Origin of the sequence: Thioalkalivibrio sp. ALJ1, assembly GCF_000745395.1 — a bacterium.
In the GTDB taxonomy this organism is placed as follows: Bacteria; Pseudomonadota; Gammaproteobacteria; order Ectothiorhodospirales; family Ectothiorhodospiraceae; genus Thioalkalivibrio.
This window is the reverse complement of record NZ_KN050684.1, coordinates 18,147-44,386: the sequence shown is the minus strand read 5'-3', so window position 1 is coordinate 44,386 and position 26,240 is coordinate 18,147. Positions and strand designations below refer to the sequence as shown.

At 61.9% G+C, this 26,240-nt stretch carries 20 protein-coding genes, 3 pseudogenes and 1 riboswitch; of the genes and pseudogenes, 7 read left to right on the top strand and 16 right to left on the bottom strand.

The window, feature by feature from the left end; translation table 11 throughout:
* Positions 1 to 86: 86 nt before the first annotated feature.
* Positions 87 to 878: pseudogene (locus F462_RS02555) on the bottom strand (methyl-accepting chemotaxis protein); the annotation flags it as partial.
* A 25-nt stretch (positions 879 to 903) separates the two neighbouring features.
* Positions 904 to 1,530, bottom strand: coding sequence for an alternative oxidase (locus tag F462_RS02550; protein WP_371180486.1), 627 nt, complete (start codon positions 1,528 to 1,530; stop codon positions 904 to 906).
* 188 nt (positions 1,531 to 1,718) lie between these two features.
* On the opposite strand from F462_RS02550, the gene F462_RS02545 reads away from it, so the two are divergent.
* Complete coding sequence (locus F462_RS02545; protein ID WP_018141763.1) at positions 1,719 to 2,126, top strand: rhodanese-like domain-containing protein; 408 nt, start codon at positions 1,719 to 1,721, stop codon at positions 2,124 to 2,126.
* A gap of 179 nt (positions 2,127 to 2,305) precedes the next feature.
* Positions 2,306 to 4,369, top strand: a pseudogene (locus tag F462_RS02540) (alpha/beta fold hydrolase).
* Between the two features lie 255 nt (positions 4,370 to 4,624).
* Here the strand turns inward: F462_RS02540 and F462_RS02535 are convergent.
* Positions 4,625 to 5,716 carry a tetratricopeptide repeat protein gene (locus F462_RS02535; RefSeq protein ID WP_038051373.1) on the bottom strand — a complete coding sequence of 364 codons (1,092 nt, stop codon included), beginning with the start codon at positions 5,714 to 5,716 and terminating at the stop codon, positions 4,625 to 4,627.
* A 377-nt stretch (positions 5,717 to 6,093) separates the two neighbouring features.
* The gene (locus F462_RS02530; RefSeq protein ID WP_038051372.1) at positions 6,094 to 6,723 is read right to left on the bottom strand and encodes a TMEM165/GDT1 family protein; all 630 of its coding nucleotides are present in this window, start codon (positions 6,721 to 6,723) and stop codon (positions 6,094 to 6,096) included.
* A 114-nt stretch (positions 6,724 to 6,837) separates the two neighbouring features.
* Positions 6,838 to 6,958: riboswitch (yybP-ykoY riboswitch) on the bottom strand.
* Positions 6,959 to 7,508: 550 nt separating this feature from the next.
* Between F462_RS02530 and amt the strand changes: the two genes are divergently transcribed.
* The gene (gene amt, locus F462_RS02525; protein WP_038051370.1) at positions 7,509 to 10,910 is read left to right on the top strand and encodes an ammonium transporter; all 3,402 of its coding nucleotides are present in this window, start codon (positions 7,509 to 7,511) and stop codon (positions 10,908 to 10,910) included.
* Positions 10,911 to 11,254: 344 nt separating this feature from the next.
* Here amt and F462_RS13140 read toward each other — a convergent pair.
* The 5 genes and pseudogenes from F462_RS13140 to F462_RS13135 all read right to left on the bottom strand — a co-directional run.
* Positions 11,255 to 11,449: pseudogene (locus F462_RS13140) on the bottom strand (pyruvate kinase); the annotation flags it as partial.
* A gap of 119 nt (positions 11,450 to 11,568) precedes the next feature.
* Positions 11,569 to 12,003, bottom strand: a complete 435-nt coding sequence (locus tag F462_RS02520; RefSeq protein ID WP_018875214.1) for a DsrE family protein — start codon at positions 12,001 to 12,003, stop codon at positions 11,569 to 11,571.
* Between the two features lie 311 nt (positions 12,004 to 12,314).
* Positions 12,315 to 13,772, bottom strand: a complete 1,458-nt coding sequence (gene pyk / locus F462_RS02515; protein WP_038051368.1) for a pyruvate kinase — start codon at positions 13,770 to 13,772, stop codon at positions 12,315 to 12,317.
* A 368-nt stretch (positions 13,773 to 14,140) separates the two neighbouring features.
* A complete protein-coding gene (locus F462_RS02510) occupies positions 14,141 to 14,458 on the bottom strand; it encodes a HigA family addiction module antitoxin (RefSeq protein ID WP_038051366.1) in 318 nt (105 codons plus the stop codon).
* Positions 14,459 to 14,477: 19 nt separating this feature from the next.
* Entirely contained in the window at positions 14,478 to 15,017 is a 540-nt protein-coding gene (locus F462_RS13135; RefSeq protein WP_208854121.1) for a hypothetical protein, read from the bottom strand.
* A gap of 550 nt (positions 15,018 to 15,567) precedes the next feature.
* Between F462_RS13135 and F462_RS02505 the strand changes: the two genes are divergently transcribed.
* From F462_RS02505 to F462_RS02495, 3 genes are all read left to right on the top strand, one after another.
* Complete coding sequence (locus F462_RS02505; protein ID WP_019025084.1) at positions 15,568 to 15,882, top strand: c-type cytochrome; 315 nt, start codon at positions 15,568 to 15,570, stop codon at positions 15,880 to 15,882.
* An 18-nt stretch (positions 15,883 to 15,900) separates the two neighbouring features.
* Positions 15,901 to 17,196 (top strand): NAD(P)/FAD-dependent oxidoreductase, encoded by a 1,296-nt coding sequence (locus F462_RS02500; protein ID WP_038051365.1) that lies wholly within the window; start codon positions 15,901 to 15,903, stop codon positions 17,194 to 17,196.
* 421 nt (positions 17,197 to 17,617) lie between these two features.
* Entirely contained in the window at positions 17,618 to 18,964 is a 1,347-nt protein-coding gene (locus tag F462_RS02495; protein ID WP_167549479.1) for a methyl-accepting chemotaxis protein, read from the top strand.
* Positions 18,965 to 19,188: 224 nt separating this feature from the next.
* Here F462_RS02495 and F462_RS02490 read toward each other — a convergent pair whose 3' ends face one another.
* Positions 19,189 to 20,208, bottom strand: a complete 1,020-nt coding sequence (locus tag F462_RS02490) for a sigma-54 interaction domain-containing protein (protein WP_038051363.1) — start codon at positions 20,206 to 20,208, stop codon at positions 19,189 to 19,191.
* A 254-nt stretch (positions 20,209 to 20,462) separates the two neighbouring features.
* On the opposite strand from F462_RS02490, the gene F462_RS02485 reads away from it, so the two are divergent.
* The gene (locus tag F462_RS02485; RefSeq protein ID WP_038051361.1) at positions 20,463 to 21,023 is read left to right on the top strand and encodes a copper chaperone PCu(A)C; all 561 of its coding nucleotides are present in this window, start codon (positions 20,463 to 20,465) and stop codon (positions 21,021 to 21,023) included.
* 449 nt (positions 21,024 to 21,472) lie between these two features.
* Here F462_RS02485 and F462_RS02480 read toward each other — a convergent pair whose 3' ends face one another.
* The 6 genes from F462_RS02480 to modB all read right to left on the bottom strand — a co-directional run bounded on the left by F462_RS02480 (position 21,473) and on the right by modB (position 26,234).
* Entirely contained in the window at positions 21,473 to 21,883 is a 411-nt protein-coding gene (locus tag F462_RS02480) for a hypothetical protein (protein ID WP_038051360.1), read from the bottom strand.
* 1 nt (position 21,884) lies between these two features.
* A complete protein-coding gene (locus F462_RS13125; protein ID WP_081911350.1) occupies positions 21,885 to 22,583 on the bottom strand; it encodes an HNH endonuclease in 699 nt (232 codons plus the stop codon).
* A 113-nt stretch (positions 22,584 to 22,696) separates the two neighbouring features.
* Complete coding sequence (locus F462_RS13590) at positions 22,697 to 23,317, bottom strand: hypothetical protein (protein WP_156100387.1); 621 nt, start codon at positions 23,315 to 23,317, stop codon at positions 22,697 to 22,699.
* A gap of 476 nt (positions 23,318 to 23,793) precedes the next feature.
* The gene (locus F462_RS02475; RefSeq protein WP_038051358.1) at positions 23,794 to 24,141 is read right to left on the bottom strand and encodes a hypothetical protein; all 348 of its coding nucleotides are present in this window, start codon (positions 24,139 to 24,141) and stop codon (positions 23,794 to 23,796) included.
* A 297-nt stretch (positions 24,142 to 24,438) separates the two neighbouring features.
* On the bottom strand, positions 24,439 to 25,545 hold the full coding sequence (gene modC / locus F462_RS02470) for a molybdenum ABC transporter ATP-binding protein (protein WP_038051356.1): 1,107 nt from the start codon (positions 25,543 to 25,545) through the stop codon (positions 24,439 to 24,441).
* Positions 25,542 to 26,234, bottom strand: coding sequence for a molybdate ABC transporter permease subunit (gene modB / locus F462_RS02465; protein WP_018174002.1), 693 nt, complete (start codon positions 26,232 to 26,234; stop codon positions 25,542 to 25,544). The genes modC and modB overlap by 4 nt, the downstream gene beginning before the upstream one ends.
* Positions 26,235 to 26,240 lie beyond the last annotated feature (6 nt).

Sequence of the window (26,240 nt, the reverse complement as noted above, 5' to 3'; positions counted from 1 at the left end):
GACTATACCGCCATGGTCGTTGTGCCCGGAAGCCCGGTCCGATGGCCGCCGCGGCGCGGGCCGGGCCTGGGCCGCCTGCGTGGGGATCAGGCGATGCGGTAGGCGGAGGCCAGGTCGCGCACGCGCGACGCGATATCCGCGACCTCCTGGCTGGCAGTCGCGGTCTGGCGCGAGCCATTGGCGGTGTCGCCGGTGATGTCGTTGATCGCGTAGATGTTGTGGTTGATCTCCTCGGCCACGGCGTTCTGTTCTTCCGCGGCGCTGGCGATCTGGGTGGTCATGTCGCTGATTCGGCCGATGGCCTGGACGATGGATTCCAGCGCCTGGCCGGCGCGCTCGGCATCGTTGCTGGTGGCCTCGGCCATCTCGCGTCCCCGACCCATCGCGGTGACCGCGTTGCGGGTGCCCGCCTGCAGGGCCTCGATCATCGCCTGGATGTCGGCGGTGGAGTCCTGGGTGCGCGAGGCAAGGGTGCGGACCTCGTCGGCGACCATGGCAAAGCCACGACCCTGTTCGCCGGCCCGGGCGGCCTCGATCGCCGCGTTCAGGGCGAGCAGGTTGGTTTGTTCGGCAATGCCGCGAATGACGTCCAGCACCGAGCCGATCTGGTGGCCCTTCTCGTCCAGGTTGCGCACGGTCTCTTCGATGGTGGCGACTTCACCGGACAGGCGACCGATGTCGCTGACCACCGTGCGCACGACCTCGCCGCCGGTGCGGGACTCCTGGTCGGCCCCTTGGCTGGAGGAGGCGGCATCGGAGGCGTTGCGCGCGACCTCCTGAACCGTCGCCGCCATCTCGTTCATTGGGGTCGAGACCTGTTCGGTCTGCGAACGCTGCTGGTCGATGTTGCCGTCGGTCTGCGCGCCGACCGCGGACAAGGTTCTCCCCTGTGGATGGGTCACGTCAGGTCTTCTTGCTCAGCAAGTCGGCGAAGCCGTGATTGACGTCCCGATGGCCGGCCTCGTCGTTGCGCACGGCGCGGATGACGTCGGACAAGCGGGCGTCTTCCGCAAGCTGCCAGTACTGGATGGCGCGGTCCGGCGCGGGGAGGTCCTCGATCGCGCCGGATTCCACCTCCTCCAGGTACTCGGTGTAACTGACGACGGCTTCCTCTTCGAAGTAACCGACGATCCTGTGGGCTGTGCGTGAGGAGACCACGTAAATCATAAAGTACAACGTATAGAAGAAGCCCTGAGCCAGGATGATCAGGAGGCGTTCTAGCCAGTTGGGTGAGGCGATTTCGACGAAGGTCAGCAGGTGCATGCGCTCGTTCTCGGCCTCGTCCATCAATTTGGCAATCCAGCCATGGTCGTCTTCCATGCGTCGCAGTGAACGCAGATGCTGTAGCGTCGCACCCACCATGCCGGGGACGCCGGCCACCGTCTCCAGCACCACGGCGCGGTGTCCGTAGCGACCGGCAAAGAACGTATCGGCGAAGAATCGCATGAGCGAGGTGAAACCCCTGGCGACGCGATCGGAGAAATCGCGGGGTTCGTGGTGACGGCTTAGATCGATGTCTTGGTCGTTCATCAGGATGCCCCTCGGGCCGTGCATCGTTACTGGTGGCGGTTATCCAACGAGCGTAGAACCCGCAATCTGGAATGTCGTGGGGCCGCTTCACAAAGTACAAAGTATGAGCGCCCTGTGTGTCCGCGACTCATAGGGAATCGCAGCCGCGAGAGTGGCCTTGGCGCAATACGCAACGTAAAGGAGAAGGCATGGTAGACGAGACAGATAAGCCGCACCTGGAGATTAGTGCGGCGGCGTCGCGCGAACTGGTCGATATTGGGCTGGCTGTCCTGTTGGACATTCGCCAGCCGTTCGAACTGGAACTGGAGGGCGCCGTGGACGGCGCGGTTCCGGTCCCCCTGTTCCGGTTGAAACAGCTGTTGGGGAGGGAGATCACGGAGGAAGAGCAGGAACTGCTCGACGCGGACGAGCCGGACGATCGGGATTTTCAGCACTTCATCGCGTTGATCAACAAGTACCACGTGACTCAGGACCAGATCCTGCTGTGCCTGTGCAACAGCGGGCGACGCAGCCTGAGGGCCGCGGAACTGCTGCGGGATCTGGGGTACGCCCGCAGTTTGTCGGTGCGGGAGGGTTTTCGCGGCTGGCAGGACTAGCAGGCCTTTATCCAGGCGCGTTGACCGGGCCTGTCGAGTATCCACTCGGGGAACCCACGGACCGGCGTGACTGTCGCTGCTGCAGACATATCGGGAGGGAAGGCATGCAGCTCACGGGGAACGGTTCGGCGGACGATTCGGAGCAACGGGGCCGGCTCCGCCATGCGGCGGTCGGGTGGATGGGTCTGCCCCTCGCGGTAGCGCTGGGGTCGCTGGTCGTCGGCGTCCCCGCCGCGAGTTCGACGGAACGCGGTGTCGAGGCCAAGGCCGTGGAGGTCGATCAGGGCCCATGGGCTCGTGGCGAGGCGCCGCCGCTGCTCGAGCTGGAGCAATTCTTTCGTGATCCGCAGCATGCCGCCGGCCGTATTTCGCCGGACGGCGACTACGTGGCACTGCTCAGTGCCCACGAGGGTGCGATGAACCTGCACCTGATGGAGCGCGGCGCGCCATTGGAGTCGGCACGCCCGCTGACATCCGAGGAGCGTTCCATCATGGGATTTTTCTGGTCACGCGATGGGCGCTACCTGATCTTTGCGCGCGATCGCGATGGCGACGAGAACCTGGAATTGCGTGCGATTGCACTGGAGGACGCGACCGACGCTGAAGACCTGCCCGAGTCGCGCAAGCTGGCTGGAGGTGACGGCGTGCAGGCGCGGGTGCTTCACGTGCCGCGTGCCACCCCGGACACCATCTTCGTCGGCCTGAACGAACGCGACCCGCGTCTGCACGATGTCTATCGCGTCTCGCTGGAAACCGGCGACAAGACCCGGGTTGCGAAGAATACCCACGAGATCGAGGGCTGGCGGTTCCACGAGGGCGAGCTGCGCAAGGCCGTGCGCACCACCGACGCGGCCGGCACCGCGATCCTGCGTGTGAAGTCGCAGGATGAATTCGAGCCTGTGTACACCTGCGCCTTTGGCGAGACCTGTTCGGTGGCGAATTTCCATGCCGACGGAGCGCGTTTCTACCTGCGTACCAATGCAGGTGACGAGCGCGATCGGGTGGAACTGGTGTTGTTCGACCCCGCGACTGGCGAAGAGGAATTCATCCACCGCGACCCCGAAGGAGAAGTGGATCTGGGGAGTGCGATGTTCTCGGAGCGGGATCATCGCCTGCTGGCCACCATGTACACCGGGGATCGCCAGCGTATCTACGCGCATGACGAGGCATTCGAGGCGCATCTGGACTGGCTGCGCGAAGAACTGGGCGAGGGCGAGTTGGAGCTCACCTCGCGCACCCGTGACGAGTCCCTGTGGACCGTCGCGGCCATCCGCGATACCGATCCGGGCAGTGTGTACCTCGCGAACGTCGAGGCCCGCGAGATCGAGCGACTGTACGAGGGGCGCCCGGATCTGCCGCGTGAGCACCTCGCGCCGATGGAACCCATCCGCTATACCGCACGAGATGGCTAGGAGATTCCCGGTTATCTCACGCTTCCGCACGGTGTGGAGGCCGAAGGTCTGCCGCTCGTAGTGATGCCGCATGGTGGCCCTTGGATCCGCGATACCTGGGGTTACAGCGGGACGGTCCAGTTCCTCGCCAACCGAGGCTACGCCGTGTTTCAGCCCAACTTCCGCGGCTCCTCGGGGTTCGGGAAGGCCTTTCTCAACGCCGGCAATCAGGAATGGGGCACTGGCGTGATGCAGCACGACGTGACTGACGGCGTGCAGTATCTGATCGATAAGGGCATTGCCGATCCGGATCGGGTCGCGATCTTCGGCGCCTCCTATGGCGGCTACGCGACCCTGGCCGGTCTCACCTGGACGCCGGATCTTTACGCGGCCGGCGTCTCCATGGTCGGCCCCTCCAGCCTGATCACACTGATGGAATCCATCCCGCCGTACTGGGAGGCGGGCATCCGTCGCATGCACGGCCGGGTAGGGGATCCGGAGGACCCGGAAGATCGCGAACGGCTCAAGGCCCAGTCGCCGCTGTTCCATGTCGAGAAGATCGAGGCGCCGCTAATGGTCGTGCAGGGCGCCAACGACCCACGCGTCAAGCAGGCCGAGTCCGATCAGATCGTCTCGGCCCTGCATGCGGCGGGCCACCGGGTCGAATACCTGCTGGCCCCGGACGAGGGCCATGGCTTCGTTGGTCAGACCAATCGTCTCGCCTTCTTCGCCGGGCTGGAGGCCTTCTTCGCCGAACATCTGGGCGGACGCCAACAGGCCGACTACCCCGAGCCCATCCAAGAGCGCCTGGACTTTCTGCGCCAGGACGTCGAGACGGTAGAGGTGCCCTGATCGTCGGGGGGCCATTGGAAGGGATCTTCACCCGTTCGCCAGAACGTATTCCAGATCCGGGACTCGGCGATACCCCCTACGGTGGCCACACCCAAAGGATGAGTGGCACGGCGGTCACGATCACCAGCAGCGACAGCGGCAGACCCATACGCCAGTCGTCGCGGAACTCGTAGCCACCCGGCGCCATGACGGGACAGGGAGGGAGGGAGTTGTCTGGCCTCTGCTTGCTGCGCTTCGGCTGCCCGCGCTGCCGGACTAGCGGGAGCTCTCGGTCTTGCGCGCCTCGGCCTCGCTACGTTGCTCCGGGGTAAGCTGCTGGTGGACGTAGTCGCGGGCCTCCGCGGCCGGCTTGTGGCCCTGATCGGCGGCGCGCACGAACCAGACCCAGGCGCCAGGCAGATCGGCCTCCACGCCACGGCCCTCGGCGAGCACGATGCCCATGTTGTACTGCGCCGGGGCCAGCCCCTGCCGCGCCGAGGCCAGGTACCAGGCGGCCGCGGCCGACTCGTTCTGAGTCACCCCAAGCCCCCGTTCCAGGAGAACGCCCAGATTCGCCTGAGCCTGGGGGTGGCCGGCTTCGGCCGCGGCGCGATACCAGTGGGCCGCCGCCGTCAGGTCTTCCTGCGTGCCGTTGCCGTCGCGGCAGAGGTTCCCCAGGCGGGCGGCGGCGTCGGGGTCCCCGGCCTCGGCGGCTTGCCGATACCAGTGGGCGGCCCCGGCCATGTCCGTTGCCACGCCGTCACCCTGTTCCAGGGCCAGGGCGAGGTTGAAGGCCGCGTCGCGGTGTCCCGCTTCGGCGGCCCGGGCGTAGTACTCGGTTGCTGCGGCCCGATCGCGCGCGCACCCGCTGCCTTGCTGGTGCGCGACACCGAGACTGTTCAGGGCGTCGGGGTCGCCGTGTTCTGCGGCGCGTTTCCACCACTGGACGGCCTCGGTGGCGGCGGCCTCGTCGCCTGCTTTCTGCAGCAGAACGGCCAGGTTGTTCTGCGCCACGACGTGACCCGCCTCGGCCGCGTGGCCATACCAGTGTCGTGCCGCCTCGGTATCGGCGGGGTTGGCCTTCTCCGCCATCACCCCCAGGTTGAAGCTGGCATCGCTCAGTCCTTGCGCCGCAGCTTGTTCCCAGTATCCGCGCGCACGCTCGGCATCGGCTTCGAGGCCCAGACCGTCGGCATGCAGAATCCCCATACCCAACTGGGCCCAGGCGGAGCCCGCCTCGGCGCTGGCCGCCCAGAGGTTCCCGGCGGCCCGATAGTCGCCGCGTTCGAACGCGGCAAAGCCGTCCTGATCGGCTTGGCTCGGGCCTTCGGGCGGTTTGTGGTCCGGGGAGTTGGCAGGCGTAACCATGGCGGTGTTTCTCGCTGGCAGTGTTTGCGGAGCGCCCGAGCATACAGTCTGGGCATTCAGCCGCAAGCAACCCCGGGCCCTGACCGCCACGTCGCGGAACGGAAACGATGGGTGTCCTCGCCTTCGTCGCCCCTGCGAGGCTTCATCACGACGGAGAAGCAAACACCGTCATCGCGAGGCGCGCAGCGCCGTGGCGATCTCTGGGGATGTCCCCGGCGCTGACAGAGGCGGACGTTTGGGGTCGCGTTCGGAGATGGCCACGGCCCCTGCGGGGCCTCGCCATGACGGGGCGGAGAACGTGGGTGTCTTCGTCTTCGTCACTCCATGCCACGCCTTGACCCGCAGGGGCCTATTCGGAACGCGCGAGCCTCGGCGCGTTACTGATGGTTCTCCACCGCCCGGAGCAGCATCCCCGAGAAATCGGGCAGACCGAGATCGGGCATCCAGCCGCCGGCCTCGGCCCAGGTCCACAGCCCTACCAGCAGGAACAGGCCGGAGGCCACGAAGCGTAGGGGGGCGGCCGGGATGCTGTTGGCAAAGCGCTTGCCCAGGATCAGCGCCGGGGTCGTGATCAGCAGAATCCCGACCGTGGCGCCGAGCACCACCGGAAGTAGCGCACCGGAGGCCCCGGCCAGGGTGACCACCGCGAGCTGGGTCTTGTCCAGCATCTCGAACACGAAGAAAGCCACCGCCGCGGCAAAAAAGGCGCTGCGGGCGCGGGTGTCCTTGTCGAAATCCTCGTCGTCCTCCGGGATCAGCACCCAGACCGCCATCGCCAGGAACGCGGCCCCGACCACCCACAGATGCCAGTCGGTCGCGATCACCGCGAACAGCCAGATCCCGGCCACCGCGGACAGCAGTTGATTGAGAAAAAGACCCGTGGCCATGCCCCAGAACACCGCCCAGGCGCTGCGACAGCGCATCCCGAACAGGGCGGCGAGGAACATCGAGCGGTCGCCGATCTCCGCGATCGCAACAGCCACAATGGAAAGCAGGAAGAGTTCCATGAAGATCATCCGGGGCGAGCGGCACGACAAAACCGGTGACACCGACATCGCCGCCCGCCCACGGGCCGGGCCTGCCACAAGGCAGGCCGGATATCGGTGCCACAGGTCTTGTCAGGCCCGGTGCGGAACCGGCGCCATAGCGCCTTCGCACGGGCTGCACACGCCACGGCCATGCGGCCAAGTATGTTGACGTGTGCCTCCGGCCAGGGTGGCCGGAGCGACTACTCCCCTGAGGGTGCGCGCATCTTAGCGAAGCCTTCCGGCCCCGTCCACACGTAGGTCGGTCAGGAGCTGATTTCGGATTCAGCAGGCCGGCATCAAGAGGGTGAGTGTCCTCGTCTTCGCGGCTGCGCTGGTGCGGGCAGCAGGGAGCAGGTCCCGGAGAAAGGAGGCAAGGCATCCGCCACTCATGCGCGGCAATCGTAATGGCGTTCAGCGAGAAGAGCTTGTGTTGTTTGGTGCCTGGATCCCAGTTTTCTGGTCCGTACTACACCGTTTCTGCTCCCCTTCGATGCAATGGCGCGCCTAATGAGTGCGCCTCTCCGGGCTTTGGCCCTGTATAGGTGCGTGCCGCATCAAAACAGTGCAAAAAGACGAGAAAAAGTGATCTGAGGGGCGTGCTGTCCGTTAAGTAGTCTTGGCATGCCTGTATGGCCCGTTAGGTCATTAGGGCTGAGCGCGAGGCGCATTACCACGCTCCGCTCGTGCTCACATGATGGAGTTGGTGCCAAATTTGCTTCGGTGGTGGGTATGGTGATTGTCCGCACTGAATTCAGGCCGGCTGCATGCAATTGACGCAAGTCGATGTCGTCTGGCTGTTGGTCAGCGCGACACTCGTGTTGTTGATGCAGTTGGGTTTCCTCTCCCTTGAGGCGGGCGTGACTCGAAGCAAAAACGCGATCAACGTCGCGATGAAGAATGCGACGGATCTCGTGCTGACCCTGCTGGCTTTCTGGGCCGTGGGCTTTGGCCTGATGTTCGGGCCCAGCTCCATGGGCCTGATCGGCAGTGGATTCTGGCTGCCGGACCTGGGCGAACTGGGCGTTGAGAAGACCGCGTTCTTCATCTTCCAGGCGATGTTTGCGGCAACCGCCGCGACTATCGTATCCGGGGCGGTCTCGGAGCGGATGTCCTATGTCAGTTACGGCCTGGTGACGCTGGTCGTGGTTGTATTGATCTATCCACTCAGTGGCCATTGGGCTTGGGGCGGCGTCATCGCCCCAGGCGATGGTTGGCTGGCCGCAATGGGTTTCGTCGACTTTGCCGGCTCGACGGTGGTACACAGCGTGGGCGGCTGGGTCGCGCTAGCCGCCGTGATCGTGATCGGCCCGCGCATCGGGCGCTTCACCGAGGACGGCGTACAGCGAATTCCCGCTAGCAACCTGCCTCTGGCCGCGCTCGGTGGACTGTTCTTTATGCTCGGCTGGGTCGGATTCAATGGTGGCAGCGAGCTGGGCCTCACTGAGCGGGTGCCGGCGATCATCGGCAATACCCTTCTGGCTGCGGCGGCAGGGGCGGTCACGGCCTTTTTTCTGAGCCGGCGCATTGGGGGTGGGCATTCCGACAATCTGCTGGTGCCGCTGAATGGCCTGATTGCCGGTCTGGTGGCCATTACGGCCGGGGCGCACGCTGTTTCCACCAGTATGGCGGTGCTCATCGGTGCGATCGGCGGAGCGGTCATGCTGGCCGCCGACCTTTGGATGATCCGGCGCCGTTTGGACGACAGTGTCGGGGCGATACCGGTTCATCTGGCAGCCGGCATCTGGGGCACGCTGGCGGTAGGTCTCTTCGGGCAGCCGGAGCATCTGGCCACGGGTCTGGGGCGTCTGGAACAGGTGGGCGTGCAGGTGCTGGGCATCGTTGCAATTGGCACGACTACCTTTGTCCTGGCCTGGTTGATCTTGCGCGGGATCGACCGTTGGCGCCCGCTGCGTGTCAGCGCGGAAGATGAAAGGGTTGGTCTCAACGTTAGCGAGCACGGTGCTCGCACCGACCTGATCGATCTCCTGAGCGCGATGGAGCGGCAGGCCAGCGATACAGATCTCGCCCGGCGCGTGCCGGTCGAGCCATTTACGGAGGTCGGACTGATCGCACGCCGGTATAACGAAGTGATGGCTGCACTGGAAAGCGCAGTAAACCGGACGCGAACGATGTTTCGCGACATGAGCGAGGGCATCGTGACGTTCGATCCAGCCGGTCAGGTGATCAGCCTGAATCCCGGCGCGGAAAAACTGCTGGCAATCGACGAGAAGGGTGTCAGTGGCCGTCCTTTGGACGAGTTGCTGCAGCCCCTACTTGGCACGCGTTTCGCTCAAGGGATCCAGCAGCGTCTCCAGTCCGGTGGTGTCGAGGAAGTCCAGGGTCAGATCGGCGATCGGAAACGCTATCTTGAGCTGCACGCCTCGCCAAGCACTGATGCGGGACAGTCTTTCTACACGGCGGTAATTCGGGACGTCACCGAGCGGCGGATGGTGCAGAACCAGCTGGATCGCGAGCGGGAGCTGGCTCAGGTAACCCTCGAGTCGATTGTGGATGCGGTTGTCGCCACGGACGAAAAGGGTCGGGTTCGATTCATCAATGCCAGCGCCGCAAGCCTCAGTTGCCAGCCCGCTGACAAGGCAGAAGGGCTCCCACTGTGCCGATTGTTCCGTTTCGAGGATCAGTCCATGTTGGCAGATTGCGACAACGTGATCGCCTCACTGCTGCGCGAGAGGAACGTTCAGAACAGTTCCACGACCTGGAGTCTGGTCGATGCATCCGGTGAGAAGCGGGTGGTGCGATATACCGCCGCGCCAATTCTGGACCGGGAGGACAGCGTAGCGGGCGGCATTCTGGTTTTGCACGATGTGACCGAAGCGCAGGCGATGGAGCGCCAGTTGTCCTGGGAGGCCACGCACGACGCCCTGACCGGCCTGTTCAACCGTAGGGAGTTCGAGGCGCGACTGGGCGAGTTGCTGGCGGGGGCCCGCGACCCGCACCGGCGCCATGTGCTTTGCTATATCGACCTGGATCAGTTCAAGGTCGTCAACGATACCTGCGGCCACCTTGCAGGAGACGAACTGCTCCGCCAGATCAGCCGTGTGATTGGAGACTGCCTGCGCGAGAGCGATATCTTTGCCCGCCTTGGTGGGGACGAGTTCGGCGTGATCCTGCGCGACTGTCCGGTTAGCGGAGGGCAGAGTGTCGCCGAAAAAATCCGCGAAAGAGTTCACCGATTCCGGTTTCCCTGGAAGGGCCGTCAGTTTGCGCTCGGTAGCAGTATCGGTCTGGTCGCCCTGGAAGCGGGCGGCAGTGATCTGGCTGAAGTGCTCGGACAGGCCGATGCTGCCTGCTATGTGGCCAAGGAGCACGGGCGCAACCGCGTGCACCTGTTCGAACCCGACGACAAGGACCTCGCCGAACGGCAGGGCCAGATGCAGTGGGCCGCCCGCATTCGCAGCGCGCTCGACCGCGACCGGCTGCGGTTGTACTTCCAACCCATCGTTCCGGCGGCGGACCCGGACGCCGCGGCGGTCCACTACGAGATCCTCGTTCGCCTGCTTGATGACGAGGACAATCTGGTTCCGCCCAGCGCCTTCATACCGGCCGCGGAGCGTTACGGGATGATGCCCGAGGTCGATCGCTGGGTGCTGCGCAATACGCTCGCATGGATGGGAGACCTGCAACGTTCGGACCCCGGACATTCCATCATCTGCGCAATCAATCTCTCCGGTGCGAGCCTTGGGGATTCGGCCCTGCTCGCCGAGATACAAGCGCTGCTGGAGCAGCATGAGGTATCTGGCGAGTCCGTCTGTTTCGAAATCACCGAGACCAGTGCCATTGGGAGCTTTGATGCCGCACAGCAATTCATTGAGGCGCTGTCCACCAACGGTTGCCGGTTTTCGCTAGACGACTTTGGCTCGGGGTTGTCCTCTTTTGGGTATCTGCGCAACCTGCCGGTGCATTACGTGAAGATCGACGGCGTGTTCGTGCGCGAGATCGCGAACAACCCGACCGACGAGGCCATGGTCCGATCGATCCACGCCATCGCCCACACCATGGGCCTGCAGACCATTGCCGAATTTGTCGAGGACGCGGCATCCGTCGACTGCCTGGCCGCCATCGGCATCGACTACGTGCAGGGCTACTACATCGACCGCCCGCGACCACTGGAGCAATTGGGCGGGGTGAAATGTATGCCGCGGTAACGCCTGCAACAGGCCCATGGCATCAGCGGCGTGGTCCCAGGGAAACACTGATCAATATACACACTCGCGCTCGTGTCGCTTTCGCGTGCGAACAGGGCGCGGTGACTGCCGCGCAGTCATTCTGCAAAAGGGAACTGCACCGCCGTTCCCACGCCCGTTCTTGATCAACAACTGGCGGCCGAGCTCCTGCATTCAATGGCTTGTGGGGTTGGCACCCCAGGTTCCCCGATCCTGCGTTGCGGCCCTTGGCGGTGGAACGACTACCGGCTGCGCACCGCGCCTTGTCGCGGAAAACCTGGGGGTGCCAACGCGAGTGTGTATATTGATCAGGGTTTTCCTAGCGGTTAATGGCTCGGTTTGCCACCTTGGCGAGGACTGCCGAGTTCGAGTAATTCCAGGCGGTGATTGCCGGTCGGGTTGGGGCCCGAGGGGCCCTGGACCAGGAGGGCGAGGCCGTCGTTGATGTTGTTCTCGGCGAGCCACGCCCGGGCGAAGTCGTTCCAGTCGCTGCGGTCCCCGGGAAAGACAGCGAGGGGGCGTGTGATGTTCGCAGGCGCACGGCGGGGCGCCGGTGCGGGGAGGTCTGATCTAAAGAACAGTGGGCACAAAACAACAGGGCCCTCCGAAGAGGGCCCTGCCGTGATACTGGGTTGGGGGATCAGTTGGAGAAGAAGCGCACGCTTGGGTCGGCCATGTAGGCGCCGACCTCTTCCGGATCGGCAGAGGTGATGCCGTCCAGCAGGTCCGCCTCGGTGTAGTCGGTGTTGGGCAGGAAGATCGCGCAGGTTTCCACTGTCGCACCGTTGTTGATCAGGTTCATCAGCAGCTGCTGGGCGTTGCGACCGGCGGGCTCCATAGTCGGGCCGTCGAAGTCTTCGGTGGCCATGGTAGCGGCCGGACCGCACAACAACACGCGGATCTCCTGACCCTGACGCATGGTCTGGTTCGCCAGCACCATGGACATGAATTGAGTGTGGTCGTCAGCCGAGGTCACGCTCACGAACAGCTTGTTGGGTTCCGCGGCCTGGGCTGCGCCACTGGCACCGGCAATGGCGAGAACGGCGGAAGCGGCGAGCGTCTTCAGGGTTCGCATAGAATCTCCTTCTGGTCATACGGTAAGAAAATAAGAATATACCGATATACATATGTAGTAGGCAAGGGCTGCTCGCAAGAAAAGGCAGACTAGGCATGCGCGTAAGAAGGTGGGTGTCCCTGCGAGGTTTCATCACGACGGAGAGGCAAACACCGTCATCGCGAGGCGCGCAGCGCCGTGGCGATCGCTGTGGCTGTCCCCGGCGCTGACAGAGGTGGGCGTTTGGGGTCGCGTACGGAGATGGCCACGGCCCCTGCGGGGCCTCGCCATGACGGGGCAGGGAAGAAGGGTGTGTTCTTGTTGACCGGTTCTCAGGTATGCCCTGGTGCGTCCCCCTGGCGGGGGCTGTCGAGTTCGAGTAATTCCAGGCGGTGATTGCTGGTCGGGTTGGGGCCCGAGGGACCCTGGACCAGGAGGGCGAGGCCGTCGTGGATGTTGTTCTCGGCGAGCCACGCCCGGGCGAAGTCGTTCCAGTCGCTGCGGTCCTCGGTGACCTCCACTGGCTTGACCCCGTAGGAGAACTGCAGGCCCTGCGCGGTCGCGGCGTTTGGGGTGAAAGCGACCGTCCAGCAGGGCAGTCGCAGGCAGGCGATGCGCCGCGCGGTGGTGCCGCTGAGCGTGGGCGCCAGGGTCACGCGTGGCGGGCGGCGCTGCGCGGTGTGGAATACGCTGCGCACGATCAGGTCGACGGCGCGGTCGCACCCGGCTTCGTCGTGGTCGTTCGGGCCATCGGGGATCATGCCTCGGTCACGCTCCGGTTCGATGGAGCGGGCAATGGCTGCAAGCATCGCTACGGATTCCACCGGATAGCGTCCCATTGCGGATTCGCCGGAGAGCATCACGCAGTCGGTACCGCCCAGGATGGCATTCGCCACGTCGGTCGCCTCGGCACGGGTCGGGCGGCGCGAGGTGACCATGGACTCCAGCATCTGGGTGGCGGTGATCACCGGGCGGTGGTACTGGTTGGCGCGCCGGGTGATGCGACGCTGGGCGAGGGCGATACTCGCGATCGGGATCTCCACCCCCAGATCGCCGCGCGCCACCATGATGCCGTCCGCCGCCTCCAGGATGCTGTCGAGCTGCTCCAGCGCCGCGGCCCGCTCGATCTTGGCAACGATGAAGGGGCTGTAGCCCAGCGCCTCCGCCGCCTTGCGCACGGCCAGGATGTCGTCGCCGTCGACCACGAAGCTCTGGCTCACGGCATCCACGCCGTGTTCCGCCGCAAACCGCAGCCAATCGTGGTCGTCCAGGGTAAAGGCGCGGATGCCGAGATCGATGCCCGGCAGGTTCAGGCCCTTGCGCGAGCGCAGTTCCCCGCCAGTCTGCACGCGGCAGATGACGGCGTGGCCCTCGACCGACACCACCTCCAGCTCGATGTAGCCATCGTTCAGAAATAGCGCATCACCGGGCTGCACCGCCTCCGGCAGACCGGAGAACGACACGCTCACGCGCGATGCATCGCCGCTGCAGTCCTCCGTAGTGAGCGTAATGCTCTCGCCGGGTTCCAGCTCGATTGGCTCCTCGCCCAGCTCGCCAATACGCATCTTCGGACCCGGCAGGTCGCCGAGAATCGCCACGCGCGTGCCGGTATCCTGCGCCGCCTCTCGGATACGCCCGATCACCTCGGCGTGGTAGGCCGGGTCACCATGCGAGAAATTCAGCCGCACCACGTTGAGCCCGGCTTGCATCATTCGGCGCAGCGTGTCCGGGGAGTCGGACGCCGGCCCGATCGTGGCCGCGATCTTCGTCTTTTGCGCGGGAAACGGCATTGGAAAGCCCTTATGCTATCAATGCCCCGAGGGTAAACCGTCCGCGTCAGCCTGTCGCCGCCGGCCCGCGCATGCGCCCTCATGCGGAACAAGCCGAGTGTCCTCTTCCTCCGTTCCTGTCGGCTATGATCGGCGAAATGGGGGTGTCAGATGGCAAAGCACAAGGAAGTCGGCGCGGCTACTGGTCATCACAGGGGGCATCGGCATCATCTTGGCGCCCGTGTTAGTGGTCTGGGCGTACTCACACTCAGCCAGCTGATCCGCCGTTTTGGAGCTGGCCCGCAGCGGTCATAGGCGTATGAGGCGCGATCTACTCTTCCGCCCTGAAGACCACCGCCCGCGAACGCAAGGCCGACCGCGACTGATCACTACGCGGCTGGCTGCCCGTTTTCTGTGTGCCCGTCGAACCGCATCAGCTGTACGGCGTCCAGCTTCACGCTCTTACGTGCACACCAGAGGTCGTGCTGATCCTGCATGGCCAGCCAGCTTTCCGGCGAACGGCCAAGCGTTTTGGAAAGCCGCAGTGCCATCTCGGGGCTGACCCCGCTGCGCTCCTGCAGGATACGCCCCAGGGTGGAAGGCGAGACATCGAGCTTGCTGGCCAGCTGGCGGGCACTCAGCCCAAACGGTTCCAGGTAGATCTCGCGAATGAACTCGCCCGGGTGCGGAGGGTTGTGCATGGTCATCGGTGATCATCCTCGAAGCCTACGGCAATCGTCGTAACCGGAAAGGAAGATGGTGGCCCCCTTCTGCAGCCGTCGCACGGTAAGGGCAAAAGGCAAGGTCTGAACCCCATGCGTCTAATGTGACCGCAACACCCATGCCCAACGCTGCCCAAGCATGGATCAAAGCACCAACTAGGGCGCCGAGGATTCCAAAGAACCCGACAATCCACCATCGTGAATCCGTCTTCTGCTCGAGCGCTCTAGCATGCAGATTGATCGCCGTCTGCACCAGCGTTCCGATTTCAGATGACGTAAGCGGTATCCTGCTTACTCTGGCCTTCTCTTCATCAGACAGCTCATGGAAGCCGTCTTTCGATAGTGTTTTTTCAGCATCAACATGGAACCGTTTTTGATGCTGTCGCCTCCACACCAAGGATGCCTTTTCTCTATCAGCATCTAGCCTGAAGAATTCAGGATGTTCTGATAGGACTCCCTTCCAGTACTCTGCGAGCCTACTATCTCCGCTTATGCGATCTGCCCAACCGGCAAAATCCAGCTTGTAGAACTTGTATGTCCCCATGACCTGAATCGTGGCGATGACGTCCGCAAGTCGGTTATTTGTACCGAGATATGGAGAGTCACATCGCCTCATTATTTTTCACTCCAGACTCCAAGCCACGTATCAGCCATGCCCCTTTTTTGGCACGGTCTGATCTCATTATTTCCGTAATACAGTGAGCTTCCAACCACTCCGATCGGTGCCTGCAGGTCCCGAGTGTGTTTCTGGGTGGGGATCGGTGCACCAAAGGGGTCAGGTCTCGCCTTTGCCGAAGGGGGCTGATCCACATAACCCACATTTGCCCGTTACCAACCGGTCTCGCGCCATGCGCTCGGATCAGGTGCAACGGGCGTCCCTCGTTTGTCCTGTGCGGACAAAGCGGCCAAACCGGGCGCTTTGTCCGACAAAGTGCTGATTTTCGGGTTGCTACCGCGACGGTTCGGGCGTCTATTTAGCGAAAACGGCTGTAGCAAAGGGCGGCGGGGCTCTTGGCGCGCTTTCTGCAGTGGGGTTGAGTGGGCCGGCTGAATGCCGGGGAACCATAAACCCCAACCGTCAGGAGTTCGCTCGCATGAAGCACTCACGCTTGTTCGCAGCGGGGCTTGTCGCCTCGCTGGCGATGGCCGGCACCGCATCCCAGGCTATCGCCGACAATGACGAAATCACCCGTGGCCAGTTGATGGCCGCTTCCTGCAAAGCCTGCCATAACGCGGCCGCGGCCGAAAAAGGTGTTCCGGATCTCAGCCGTGTCTCGGCGGGAGTCATCCAGAGCCAGATGCGCGCATTCCGCGATGGCGAGCGTGAGGCGACCATCATGGATCGTCACGCCAAGGGCTACACCGACGAGGAGATCGAAGCCATGTCGGTCTACTTCGCGCGCTTCTGATCACGGGGGATAACAACAATGCATAACTTTACGCGACGTCACTTCCTCAAGGCCTTCGGGATCACCAGCGCGGCCGCCCTGACCGGCATCGGTTTAACGCCTCTTGCTGCGCATAGCGCTGGCAAGGCCCATGTAGTCGTGGTCGGGGGCGGCACCGGCGGTGCCACCGCGGCGCGTTACCTGAAGCAACTCTCGCCGGACATGGCCGTCACGCTGATCGAGCCCAACGCCACCTACGTCACCTGCTATGGCAGTAACTGGGTGCTTGGCGGCTTCGAGAGCATCGAGGCGATCACGCACGGCTACGACAACCTGCGCGACCGCGACGGTGTCGATGTCATACAGGACAAGGTCATTGGCGTAGACGCCGACAGCCGCACCGTGCGCCTGGAAAGCGGCGACAGCCTGCAGTACGACAAGCTGGTCATGTCCCCGGGGATCGACTTCAAGTACGACGACATGCCCGGCATCGAAGAGGCCGATGCGGAGACGATCCCGCACGCCTGGAAGGCCGGCTCGCAGACCGAGCTGCTGCGTGCGCAGCTACAGGCCATGCCTAACGGCGGCGTCTACGTCATGGTCGCCCCGCCCAACCCATATCGCTGCCCGCCGGGGCCGTACGAGCGCGTCTCGATGGTGGCGTACTACCTCAAGACCCACAAACCACGCTCCAAGGTCATCGTCCTCGATCCCAAGGAGGGCTTTGCCAAACAGGGCCTGTTCGAGGAGGGATGGGCCGAGCACTACGGCGACGTGATCGAATGGCGTGGCGGCTCCAACGGTGGGCGCGTCGAGGAGATCGACGTCAGCGGGAAGACCGCCCATGCGGACGGTGGCCAGGAGCGTGTCCGCGCGGACGTGATGAACTTTGTCCCTGCACAGCGCGCCGGCCAGATTGCCCACGATGCAGGCCTCACCAACGAACAAGGCTGGGCTTCGGTCGATCAGCGGACCTTCAAGTCCGTCATGGACGACAACATCTATGTGATCGGCGATGCCAGCGTGGCGGGTGCGATGCCCAAGTCCGGCCACGCGGCCAACAACCAGGGCAAGATCGTCGCGGCGGCCATCCTGCGCGAGCTATCGGGCCAGGAGCCCCTGGACCCCTCTTCGGCCAGCACCTGCTACGGCCTGATAACCCCGGACTACGGCGTCAGCATCGCCGCCGTGTACCAGTACCAAAACGGTGCCCAGGCGGCAGTAGAGGGCTCCGGTGGCGTCAGCCCGCTCGGCCAGTCTTCAACCTTCCGCCGCCAGGAGGCCGAACACACCCGCGCCTGGTACGCCGGGATCACCCAAGACATCTGGGGCTAGCCCGCGGCACTCATTCAACCACTTCTATCGGCGCCTTTGGGCGCCGAGTTCGTTGCCGGCCGGTCCCGAAATGACGGGTGTCCTGTTCTTCCCGGCGGTTTACAGACCTGATGGCTATTCGGCTCCGTAATGCATGTCGCCCTTGCGTCGGAGGTCAGAGAATAAACCGGTCCCCATTTTTCCCACGCTGGGTTGACCTCGTGGGCGAATCGTCCGAGCAAGGCTGATCGGGCAAGTCTTCCCTGGCTGGCGTGGTCTATGATCTTCAAATTGCCTGTAAGCTTTAGCCTACATTGGGATACGCGCTGATCGAAGCCCGTCTCCTATTTATGCATTGCCTGGATGATTTTGGCGCGCGGGTTGCTCCATGTTCCGACCGCACACAGTGCAGCCAGGGACCCAACACACCGGGGGGGATGTGATGCTCTACTGGATTCGCACGTTGTTGGCTGTTGGGGGTGTTCGCGACCAACGGGATACGGTAGCGGATGCACTCATCAAGGAGTTGGAGGCGATCCGGTCATCACGGACGCCCGTGATCGAGTTTTCAGCCGAGGGGAACGTGCTCTGGGCGAATGATGCGTTTTCTGACTTTTTCGGGTACGACCAGAGCAATCTGATCGGCAGGCACCATCGGATTTTTTGCGATCAGGCCTTTGCCAATTCCGCGGAGTATCGAGAGTTCTGGAGTCGACTCAGGAAAGGAGAATCACAAAGCGGCACCTTTCAACGGTATCGTAAAGATGGTGCTGAGGTCTGGATTGAGGCGACCTACTACCCAGTACGCGAGCCGGATGGCTCGGTATCGAAAATCGTGAAGCTCGCCAGCGACGTGACGGAACGCATCCGGCAATCGGCTGCGGAATCCTCGATTCTGAACGCGTTGGACCGGACCCTGGCCATCATCGAGTTCCAGCCGGATGGCACGATCATCAGGGCGAACAAGAACTTCCTTCAAACGGTGGGGTATGAACTCGATCAGATTCGCGGTTGCCACCATCGAATGTTTTGTCAGCCTGACTTTTACCGTGACAACCCTGCATTCTGGGAGGACCTAGCGAATGGCACGCCGTGCTCGGGGCGGTTTGAACGCGTCCGCTCTGATGGAACGCCAGTCTGGCTGGAGGCCACCTATAACCCGATATTCAATGCCGAGGGGGAGGTCGTTCGGGTCATCAAGTTTGCTTCCGACATCACGGAGCGGGTGCTTGCATCTAAGCAGACCGAGGACACTCTGGACCTCTCCCAAGCCACCGCTGAGACAGCCTTGACTGTGGTCAGCGAAGGATCCGCAGCGCTGGGTCGGGCAGGAGAGGCCAACCAGAAGGTTCGAGAGGCCATCAACCACACCACGAATGAAGTAGCGTCGCTCCGCCAAATGGCAAACGAAATTTCCAAAGTCACTCAGACGATCCGGGCTGTTGCGGACAAGACCAACCTGCTTGCCTTGAATGCTGCCATCGAGGCGGCTCGGGCTGGCGAATCGGGGCGTGGTTTCAGTGTCGTGGCAGAGGAAATCCGAGACCTTGCACAGCAGACATCCGGCGCCACGGACGAGATCGCAGATGTGATCGAGAACAATTCGCAGATGACCGAGTCGCTGTCACGTATCGCTGAACAGGCGAAGCAACGATCCGAATCGGGCATGTCGCAAATCGAAGAAGCGCTGCGCCTGATGGGCGAGATCGAGAAGGCAGCCGACGACTTGTCATCAAACCTGGAGCGGGGCAACAAAGCGGCCGAAAATTACACGGGAGGTCTAGGCTAACAGCTAACCAGCGGAAACAATGGTCACCGAAACACCGAAGGGGTCAGGTCTGGCCTTTTGCCCTGGTCGCGGTACAGAGACAAAAGGCAAGGACTGAAATCCAAAGGTAGACCCCATGGCTCAGCATCCCCGTTAAGTGCTAAAGTCCCGCCCTTCGGACTCGAAAAACCTTTACTGTCATAGAGTTGTCGAGGTCCGACCCCGCGTTCGGTCAGACGAGGCACCTACTCCTTGTGTTCAGAGGCTTGTCGAGATTCGACCACGTTCTGTCGCTCTCCGTGATCCGTGTGGTCCCACGAGATGGCGCTCTTCTTTATGCGATACAGCAGTGTGTTACGGGTAAGCCCAAGCAGGCGTGCGGCACGGGAACGGTTGCCACCGGTGCGTTCCAGGGCCTGACGAATCAGGTCGATCTCAAGACGCTCCAGACACAGGCCATCGGGTGGGATGACCCACGACCCCTGTCTTTCGTCGCGCGGGGACTGGAGCCAGGCATCGGGTAGATCCTGCGGCCGGACCGTCTGGGCAGACATGAATATCACGCAGCGCTCGACGAGATTCTTCAGCTCGCGCACGTTACCGGGCCATGGCCAGCGTTCGAGCCAGCGCACGAGCTCCAGTGAGAAGTGCGGCGGCTCGAGCCCGTGGGCCGAGGCGAGCTCCTTGCGGAAATGTTCCACTAGACGGCGCACATCGCCTTGCCGCTGTCGCAGGGGCGGCATTTCCAGCGGTACCACGAACAGCCGGTAGAAGAGGTCCGCGCGGAAGCGACGCGCGGCAACATGCTGGTTCAGGTCTTGGTGGGTCGCGGCGATCACTCGGACATCAACTTTTTCGGGTCGGGCCGCGCCCAGCGGCTGGCATTCGCCGCTTTCCAGAAAGCGAAGCAGTTTGGCCTGTGCCCCGGGCGGCAGTTCGGCGATCTCATCCAGCAGCAGGGTGCCGCCATCGGCCTGACGAATCAGTCCCTGCTGGGCCTCGTGCGCCCCGGTGAACGCCCCGCGCCGGTGACCGAAGAGCTCCGACTCGATCAGATCAGCCGGCAGGGCCGCACAGTTCACGGTGATCAGAGGTGCCGCATTACGGCGGCTGTGCGCATGGATCCTGCGTGCCAGTCGTTCCTTGCCGGTACCGCTTTCGCCCTGGATTAGAACCGTCGCGTCGGTACGTGCCACAAGGTTGGCCTGCCGCAGCAGGGCCTGCAACTCCGGGGAATCACCAATCAGTTCGCGAGAGGCGTCCATGAAACTACTCAGCGCCTGGGTTGTGGCCGAGAAGCCTGCCCGGATCCAGCCCGTTTGACAAGGTGCGCAGTCCCTTCGAGGGGAGCGCAGTGAGCCATTTGCCGTATTGGGTGTGTCATTTCACGCACTCTGGCTCAGGCTCCGAGCCGCTCCCTGCGCCCAGGCCGCGTCGGAGCGCGAATTGTCGTGACAGAGGGGTTGGCCCCCAGCTTGCTTACATTCGGGCACCCAACGGACCAACGGAGAAAATTACCATGAATACCCGACTCGCCCAGCCATCGATCCGCTTGACGGTCGCGTGCCTTGTGCTCGCCGGTTTGTTTGCCGTGACGACCAGTACGCATGCCCATCATGTGGACGGCCACGATGAGCCGGGATTCTGTGATTGCATGGAGGGCGTCGAGATCGACGATCGGCCCTGGGTACGCCTGATGCCTTCGGGCATGCCCAGCACTGCGGCCTACATGACCCTGCGCAACACGACGGACGAAGATATCGAGATCGTATCCGGTTCGTCGCCGGTCGCAGCGGTGACCGAGTTGCACGATCACGAAGAAGACGAAGCGGGGGTGATGCGCATGCGCGAGGTGGAGGCCATCATCATTCCTGCCAAGCGATCGGTGTCGCTTGAGCCTGGCGGTCTCCACGTGATGTTGATCGATCTTAAAGAACCTCTCGCAGAAGGGCAGGAAGTCCGAGTGAAGCTGCACACGCGCACGGGTGAACTGTTCACTGTAAAAGCCGAGGTGAAGCGTTCGGATGAGCATCAACCGGGCGGACATCACCACCACGAAGGAGATCATCACCAACACTGACTCTCGGTGAAACTCTGATAATGGCCTTGGATCGTGCCCCACTTCCCCTCGATTTGCGCACCCAATAGCCGTCCGGCCCCGAAATGTACGCCGCCCTGGGGTCGGACGTCAGATAATAAATCTGTCCCCCTTCATTTTTCGAAGAACCATTTTCCTAAATGCAGAGACTTTTGAGCGAATTTGTCTAACAAAGTCTTCAAGATGATCATCTACCGTTCCCAAAAGAATTGCTTTAGACTTAGAAACAAAAGCGAAGTGCATCTCTGCACGGGCTGATAGAATTGTTACATGCGAACCCTCAACATCAGTCAGTATTAACCGCTTGATCTCTATTGCTCGCATGCACGATCCGTACGTCTCGTCCGTATGAACAACTAGAATGTCAATATCTCGATATGGCTTTCGTAAATCGAAATAAGAACCAAACCCATATACCTTAATTGGAGATTTCAAAACCAACCATTGTTTTCGAGCATTTTCTTCTCGTCTTTTGTAAGATAGTTCCAGAACTCTTTTTTGTTTATCGCAGCCATAAAACCACGAATATCGTATACACCCACTCGTCGGTCCATACAGTGTCGCTTCACACCCGGAGAGTATCCGCACCAATTAGAGCTTATAACGACGGCATCTATTTCGCCAAGCTCCCGGCATACCTCCACGTATTCCGCAACATCAAAAGAGTAGCATTCGCAAATAAATGTTTTTAAAACTTGTCCGTCAGTCAAGATAATCTCATAGAGGCTGGGTGTGACTCTCCTGAATTCATAAACCTTGCTGTGGTCAAGCATTCGTTGTTCAAAAAAATCGTAGTTTCCATAGTAGCTCATCCAGGGAAAAGAGTCTTGATGCGCCGTCATATCACTCTCCAAATACTAACATTTCAAATTCCTTCGGGAACCGCAAAACGGCTTGGTATGGAATTTCATCGCGTACCCATTTTTCGTAGCTTTCGGCATGGGTCAAAAACTTGCTTACGATTTTCTGATTTCTCCTGGGGAGCAAGTTTCTATTTTCTACTAAGAGCTCTTTTGCGTTGCGATTGTTGGGCACTATTATCGATAGTCTTGCGGAGGTCCAAAGCGCATAGACCTGATCGCTATTTGGATATTGTTTCGCATTATTTGATAGAGGGCCGTATTGTTCCCAAGCCTGATGGTTTTCTGATAAAAGGACAGAGAGCTTATCCATGAGTTGTTCAAGGTCGTCGATTCCTTGCGTATTCAACCGATTTAATATGCTTGCTTCATGATTGGTTTTCATCTTGTGGAGAGTTTCCACTGTGTAGTACGATTCATTCTCAGGCTTATCAACTAGAGTATGATGGGTTGGACAGAGGAGGATCAAATTCTCGTAACTGTCCCGTTCTTTGGTAGGCTGTTTTTCATCGTAACGGTTTGATCCAGGGTTGCGCCCTTTAATGTGTGCCATTTCGCCTAGAGTATGTGGAGCAAATTCAGAAGCTTGTTCAACAGTTAACCTCTTACTGCAACCGTCAAACGAACACCTACCAGCGGCATTGGACCACAGTAACTTGATCGATTTATCGGTGATTGCCAAAGGACCTCCTGTTTACAGGGAAAATTCTCTTTAGTTGGATATAACGCGGGGGCTCAAGTGTGGGTGCGGAGCAGGCGTCGCTTGCAGCTGTTTGTTGGGAAAATATCGCCATACTACGCATCTGTGCCATCAATCGGGATCTTGCGCCGAGCCGTCTTGATAAAGTCGTCGAACTTCTCGACAAAACGATCAGCTGCATCGTTGATCTCTTGGGCATCACGCATAATCCAGTCGGGTCGCTCCTCACCTTGAAAACGTTCGGAAACAACTGATTGCCCATCCCGGCCGATCGGTGATGTTTTGGTGGCAATAAGTCCAGAAAGATTCTTTGCCGCCTTTACCAACTCTTTATGTCTATCCTCAACTTCTTTGTCTTGAAACTCTTTATCTGCTCCAACCCACGTATCACCGAATCGTAAAAGGGGCTTTGTGGATGAGCGCATGAATGTACCGCCGAAGTCATGCTCTCTCAGAAATGCCACGACGCCGTCGGGATCCAACTCTCTTAAAAGTCGCCTTAGGAGAGCCTGATCGTTGGGGTGTACATTCCAGCCTTTCTTTTTGGCTGAATAACCTACATAGCCCTCTGTTCCGAGAAAAGCCGAAAGCGCCAGGGTAAAGGTTATAATCCTCTCCCATTGGACTGAGACCTCGAAGCCATCCTCTGGGCGTACAACCCATAGTAAAGATGCGAGGACAGCTATAAAAGCAACGGATCTACCCGCAATCAACACATCCTACTCCTTGATTCCCGAGGAGAGCTGTCAGCGGCGCGCGGGATGAGCGTCGGCCTGATGGCATGGTTAGAGCCGTTATGTCCTGTAAATCTAAAGTTCATCTTCAGAAATGCAGCGTTTCCCGTCAGTTTTATGGGGGTCTGGTCGACCCGAAATGAATCCACGTACTCGGTGTTCCCCGGCGGCTTATATTTAAAGATTAGCGCTGCTTCGTAACGGTCCCAATCAGAAGCACCAACGCCGCCGAAATTACAGCAAAGCTCTTCTCCGGATTTCTCCGACATCCCGCCATTATTCTGACCGCGCCAGTACCCCTAAAGGTCCATGTTGTATTTTCTGGCTGCCATAAGTCGTCCCTCCTTCTCGCCTTATTGATCTAACAGCTCGGCTCAGGCGACCGCAAAAGCGGCGCACTGAAGCCCAATAGAACCAGAAAACTCGCGGCGCTTTTGCGGGTCGCCTAGAGGCGATTGTTAGAGGCTTTCAACGGCCGACTTTCGTTGAACCGGCTCTTCAATAACGTTGCAGAACGCAGGGGGACGGAGACTTTTGATTTCCATTCGATAGCCCGCAATTTCGACAGCGATTTCCACTGTTGGGTCGTCGAAACCGTGCTCACTTTCTTGGTAGTGCCATCGATGCTTGACCAGCTCCGCATCTGGGTTAGCGACCTTTAACAAACCGACTTGCCTGTATACCCAGTCAATTGCGGCGCGACCATGCGAAAAACTGTCTCCGGCTTCCCCGAAGGGACCGACGTAATACTCTCCACCCTCGGGTTCATTAACTTCCACATAGTAGTGCGTCTTGGAATCTTCCATCTCTCTCCCCATTTGTGGTGACCGCTAACAGTGATTAGATAGCGCGCACGGATGTTGGTTGAATGCGCTCGCTATATATCCCGGATCAGGCGGCGGCAGGAAAGGGCGTGTATTCAGCGGGTTATTGTGCATTGGTGACGATAGATCCTAGATGGGTTGCGGCGTAGACAGGCTGCGGGAGGCGGCAGGCTGGGTCTGCGCCGTCTTGCATGGCAGTTAGCTGGATTCTGGCACGAGCGTTGTGGGTTTGCGAGCCGGTCCGTGGATGGTCCGATTCGAGGCGTACGTGGAAGCCGCTCAGTCGAGAAAGGCAACAGCCTTGACGAGAGCGTGAACGCGGGCGCCGCGGTGGAGGCCCAGCCGTGCGGTGGACAGCCGCGTCAACTCCGCCATTAACGTCTGCCCGTCGTCCTGTCGGCACACGGCGAGGACGCGCGCGGGCCCGTGGTGTCCAGGCGCCTCGTCGAGGGACTCGATGGTGACGGGGATGATGTTGAGGATAGAGACGTCCTGGGGCGGCGTCAGGGCGATGGAGACGTCGCGGGCGTCGATGCGCAGGCGGGCCGGGCGGCCGGCGCCGTTGGTGGCGCCGGGGCTGGATGGTACACGGTAGCGGGCCTCGGGCGGGCCGAAGGGGTGCAGGCCGTGGGCGTCGGCCGGGCCCAGTTCGCCTTGCAGGACGGAGACGGCGCCTTCGTCGCGGAATAGGGGGGAGTCGGCGCGGGCCAGCGCCTCGCGCAGGGGTTCCAGGCGTTCGAGCTGGCCGTCGTGCATGAAGGCGACGCGGGTGGCGAGGCGTTCGACCTCGTCCGGGGCGTGGGTGACGAGCAGGCTGGGGATGCCGGTCTCCTCGGCGAGGCGGGCGAGGAAGGGCATGATCTCGCGCTTGGTCTGGGTGTCCAGGGCGTTCAGCGGTTCGTCGAGCAGCAGCAGGTCGGGGCTGGTGAGCAGGGCGCGGCCGAGGGCGACGCGCTGGCGCTGGCCGCCGGAGAGCTGGTCGGCGCGGCGTTCCAGCAGGTCGTCGATGCCGAGCAGGCGGGCGACCTCGTCCAGGTGCAGGCGGCGCAGGGGCTCCGGCGTGCGCTTGTAGCCGTAGAGCAGGTTGCCGCTTACGGACAGGTGCGGGAGCAGGGTGGATTCCTGGAACACGAGGCCGACGCGGCGGCGGTGCAGCGGGACGAAGGTCTTGCCGGACTGCCAGGCGGTATCGCGAAAGTGCACCTCGCCGCCGGGCGGGTGTTCCAGCCCGGCGATGATGCGCAGCAGCGTGGTCTTGCCGCAGCCGGAGCGGCCGAACAGGGCGGTGACGCCCTCCAGTGGGAAGGCGGTGTCCACGTCCAGCGCAAAGCCGGGGCGTTCCAGCCGGGCCTTTATGCGCAGCGTGTCGGGCGCGGGCCGGGTCACAGGCGCACCGTGTCGAAGCGGCGGTTGATCGCGTAGACGATGAACAGCACGGCGAAGGCGAAGATCAGCAGCCCGAAGGACAGGCGGTGGGCGGAGTCGAAGTCCATCGCCTCGGCGTGGTCGTAGATCAGGATGGACAGCACCTGGGTCTCGCCGGGGATTGCGCCGCCCAGCATCAGAATCACGCCGAACTCGCCGAGGGTGTGGGCGAAGGCGAGCGTGGCGGCGACGATGAAGCCGCCGCGGGTCATCGGCAGGATCACGGTGACGAAGCGGTCGATGCGCCCGGCGCCCAGCGAGCCGGCGATCTCCACCGGGCGGCGGCCGAGGTTGGCGAAGGCCTGTTGCAGCGGCTGCACCGCGAACGGCAGGGAGTAGATTACCGAGCCGATGAGGATGCCCTGAAAGGTAAAGGCCAGGTGGTTCAGGCCCCAGCTCTCCAGCGTGCTGCCGACCGGCCCGGCCGGGCCGAGCAGCACCAGCAGGTAGAAGCCGAGCACGGTGGGCGGCAGCACCAGCGGCAGGGCGACGAGGGCCTGCACCGCGGTGCGCACGCCGGGCGAGCCGCGCCCGTTGGCCAGCCACCAGGCGATCGGCGTGGCGATCACCAGCAGGATCAGCGTGGTGTAGAGCGCGAGCTTTAGGGTGACCTCGATCGCCATCCAGTCCGTGGGGCTCAGGTCGAACATACAGCT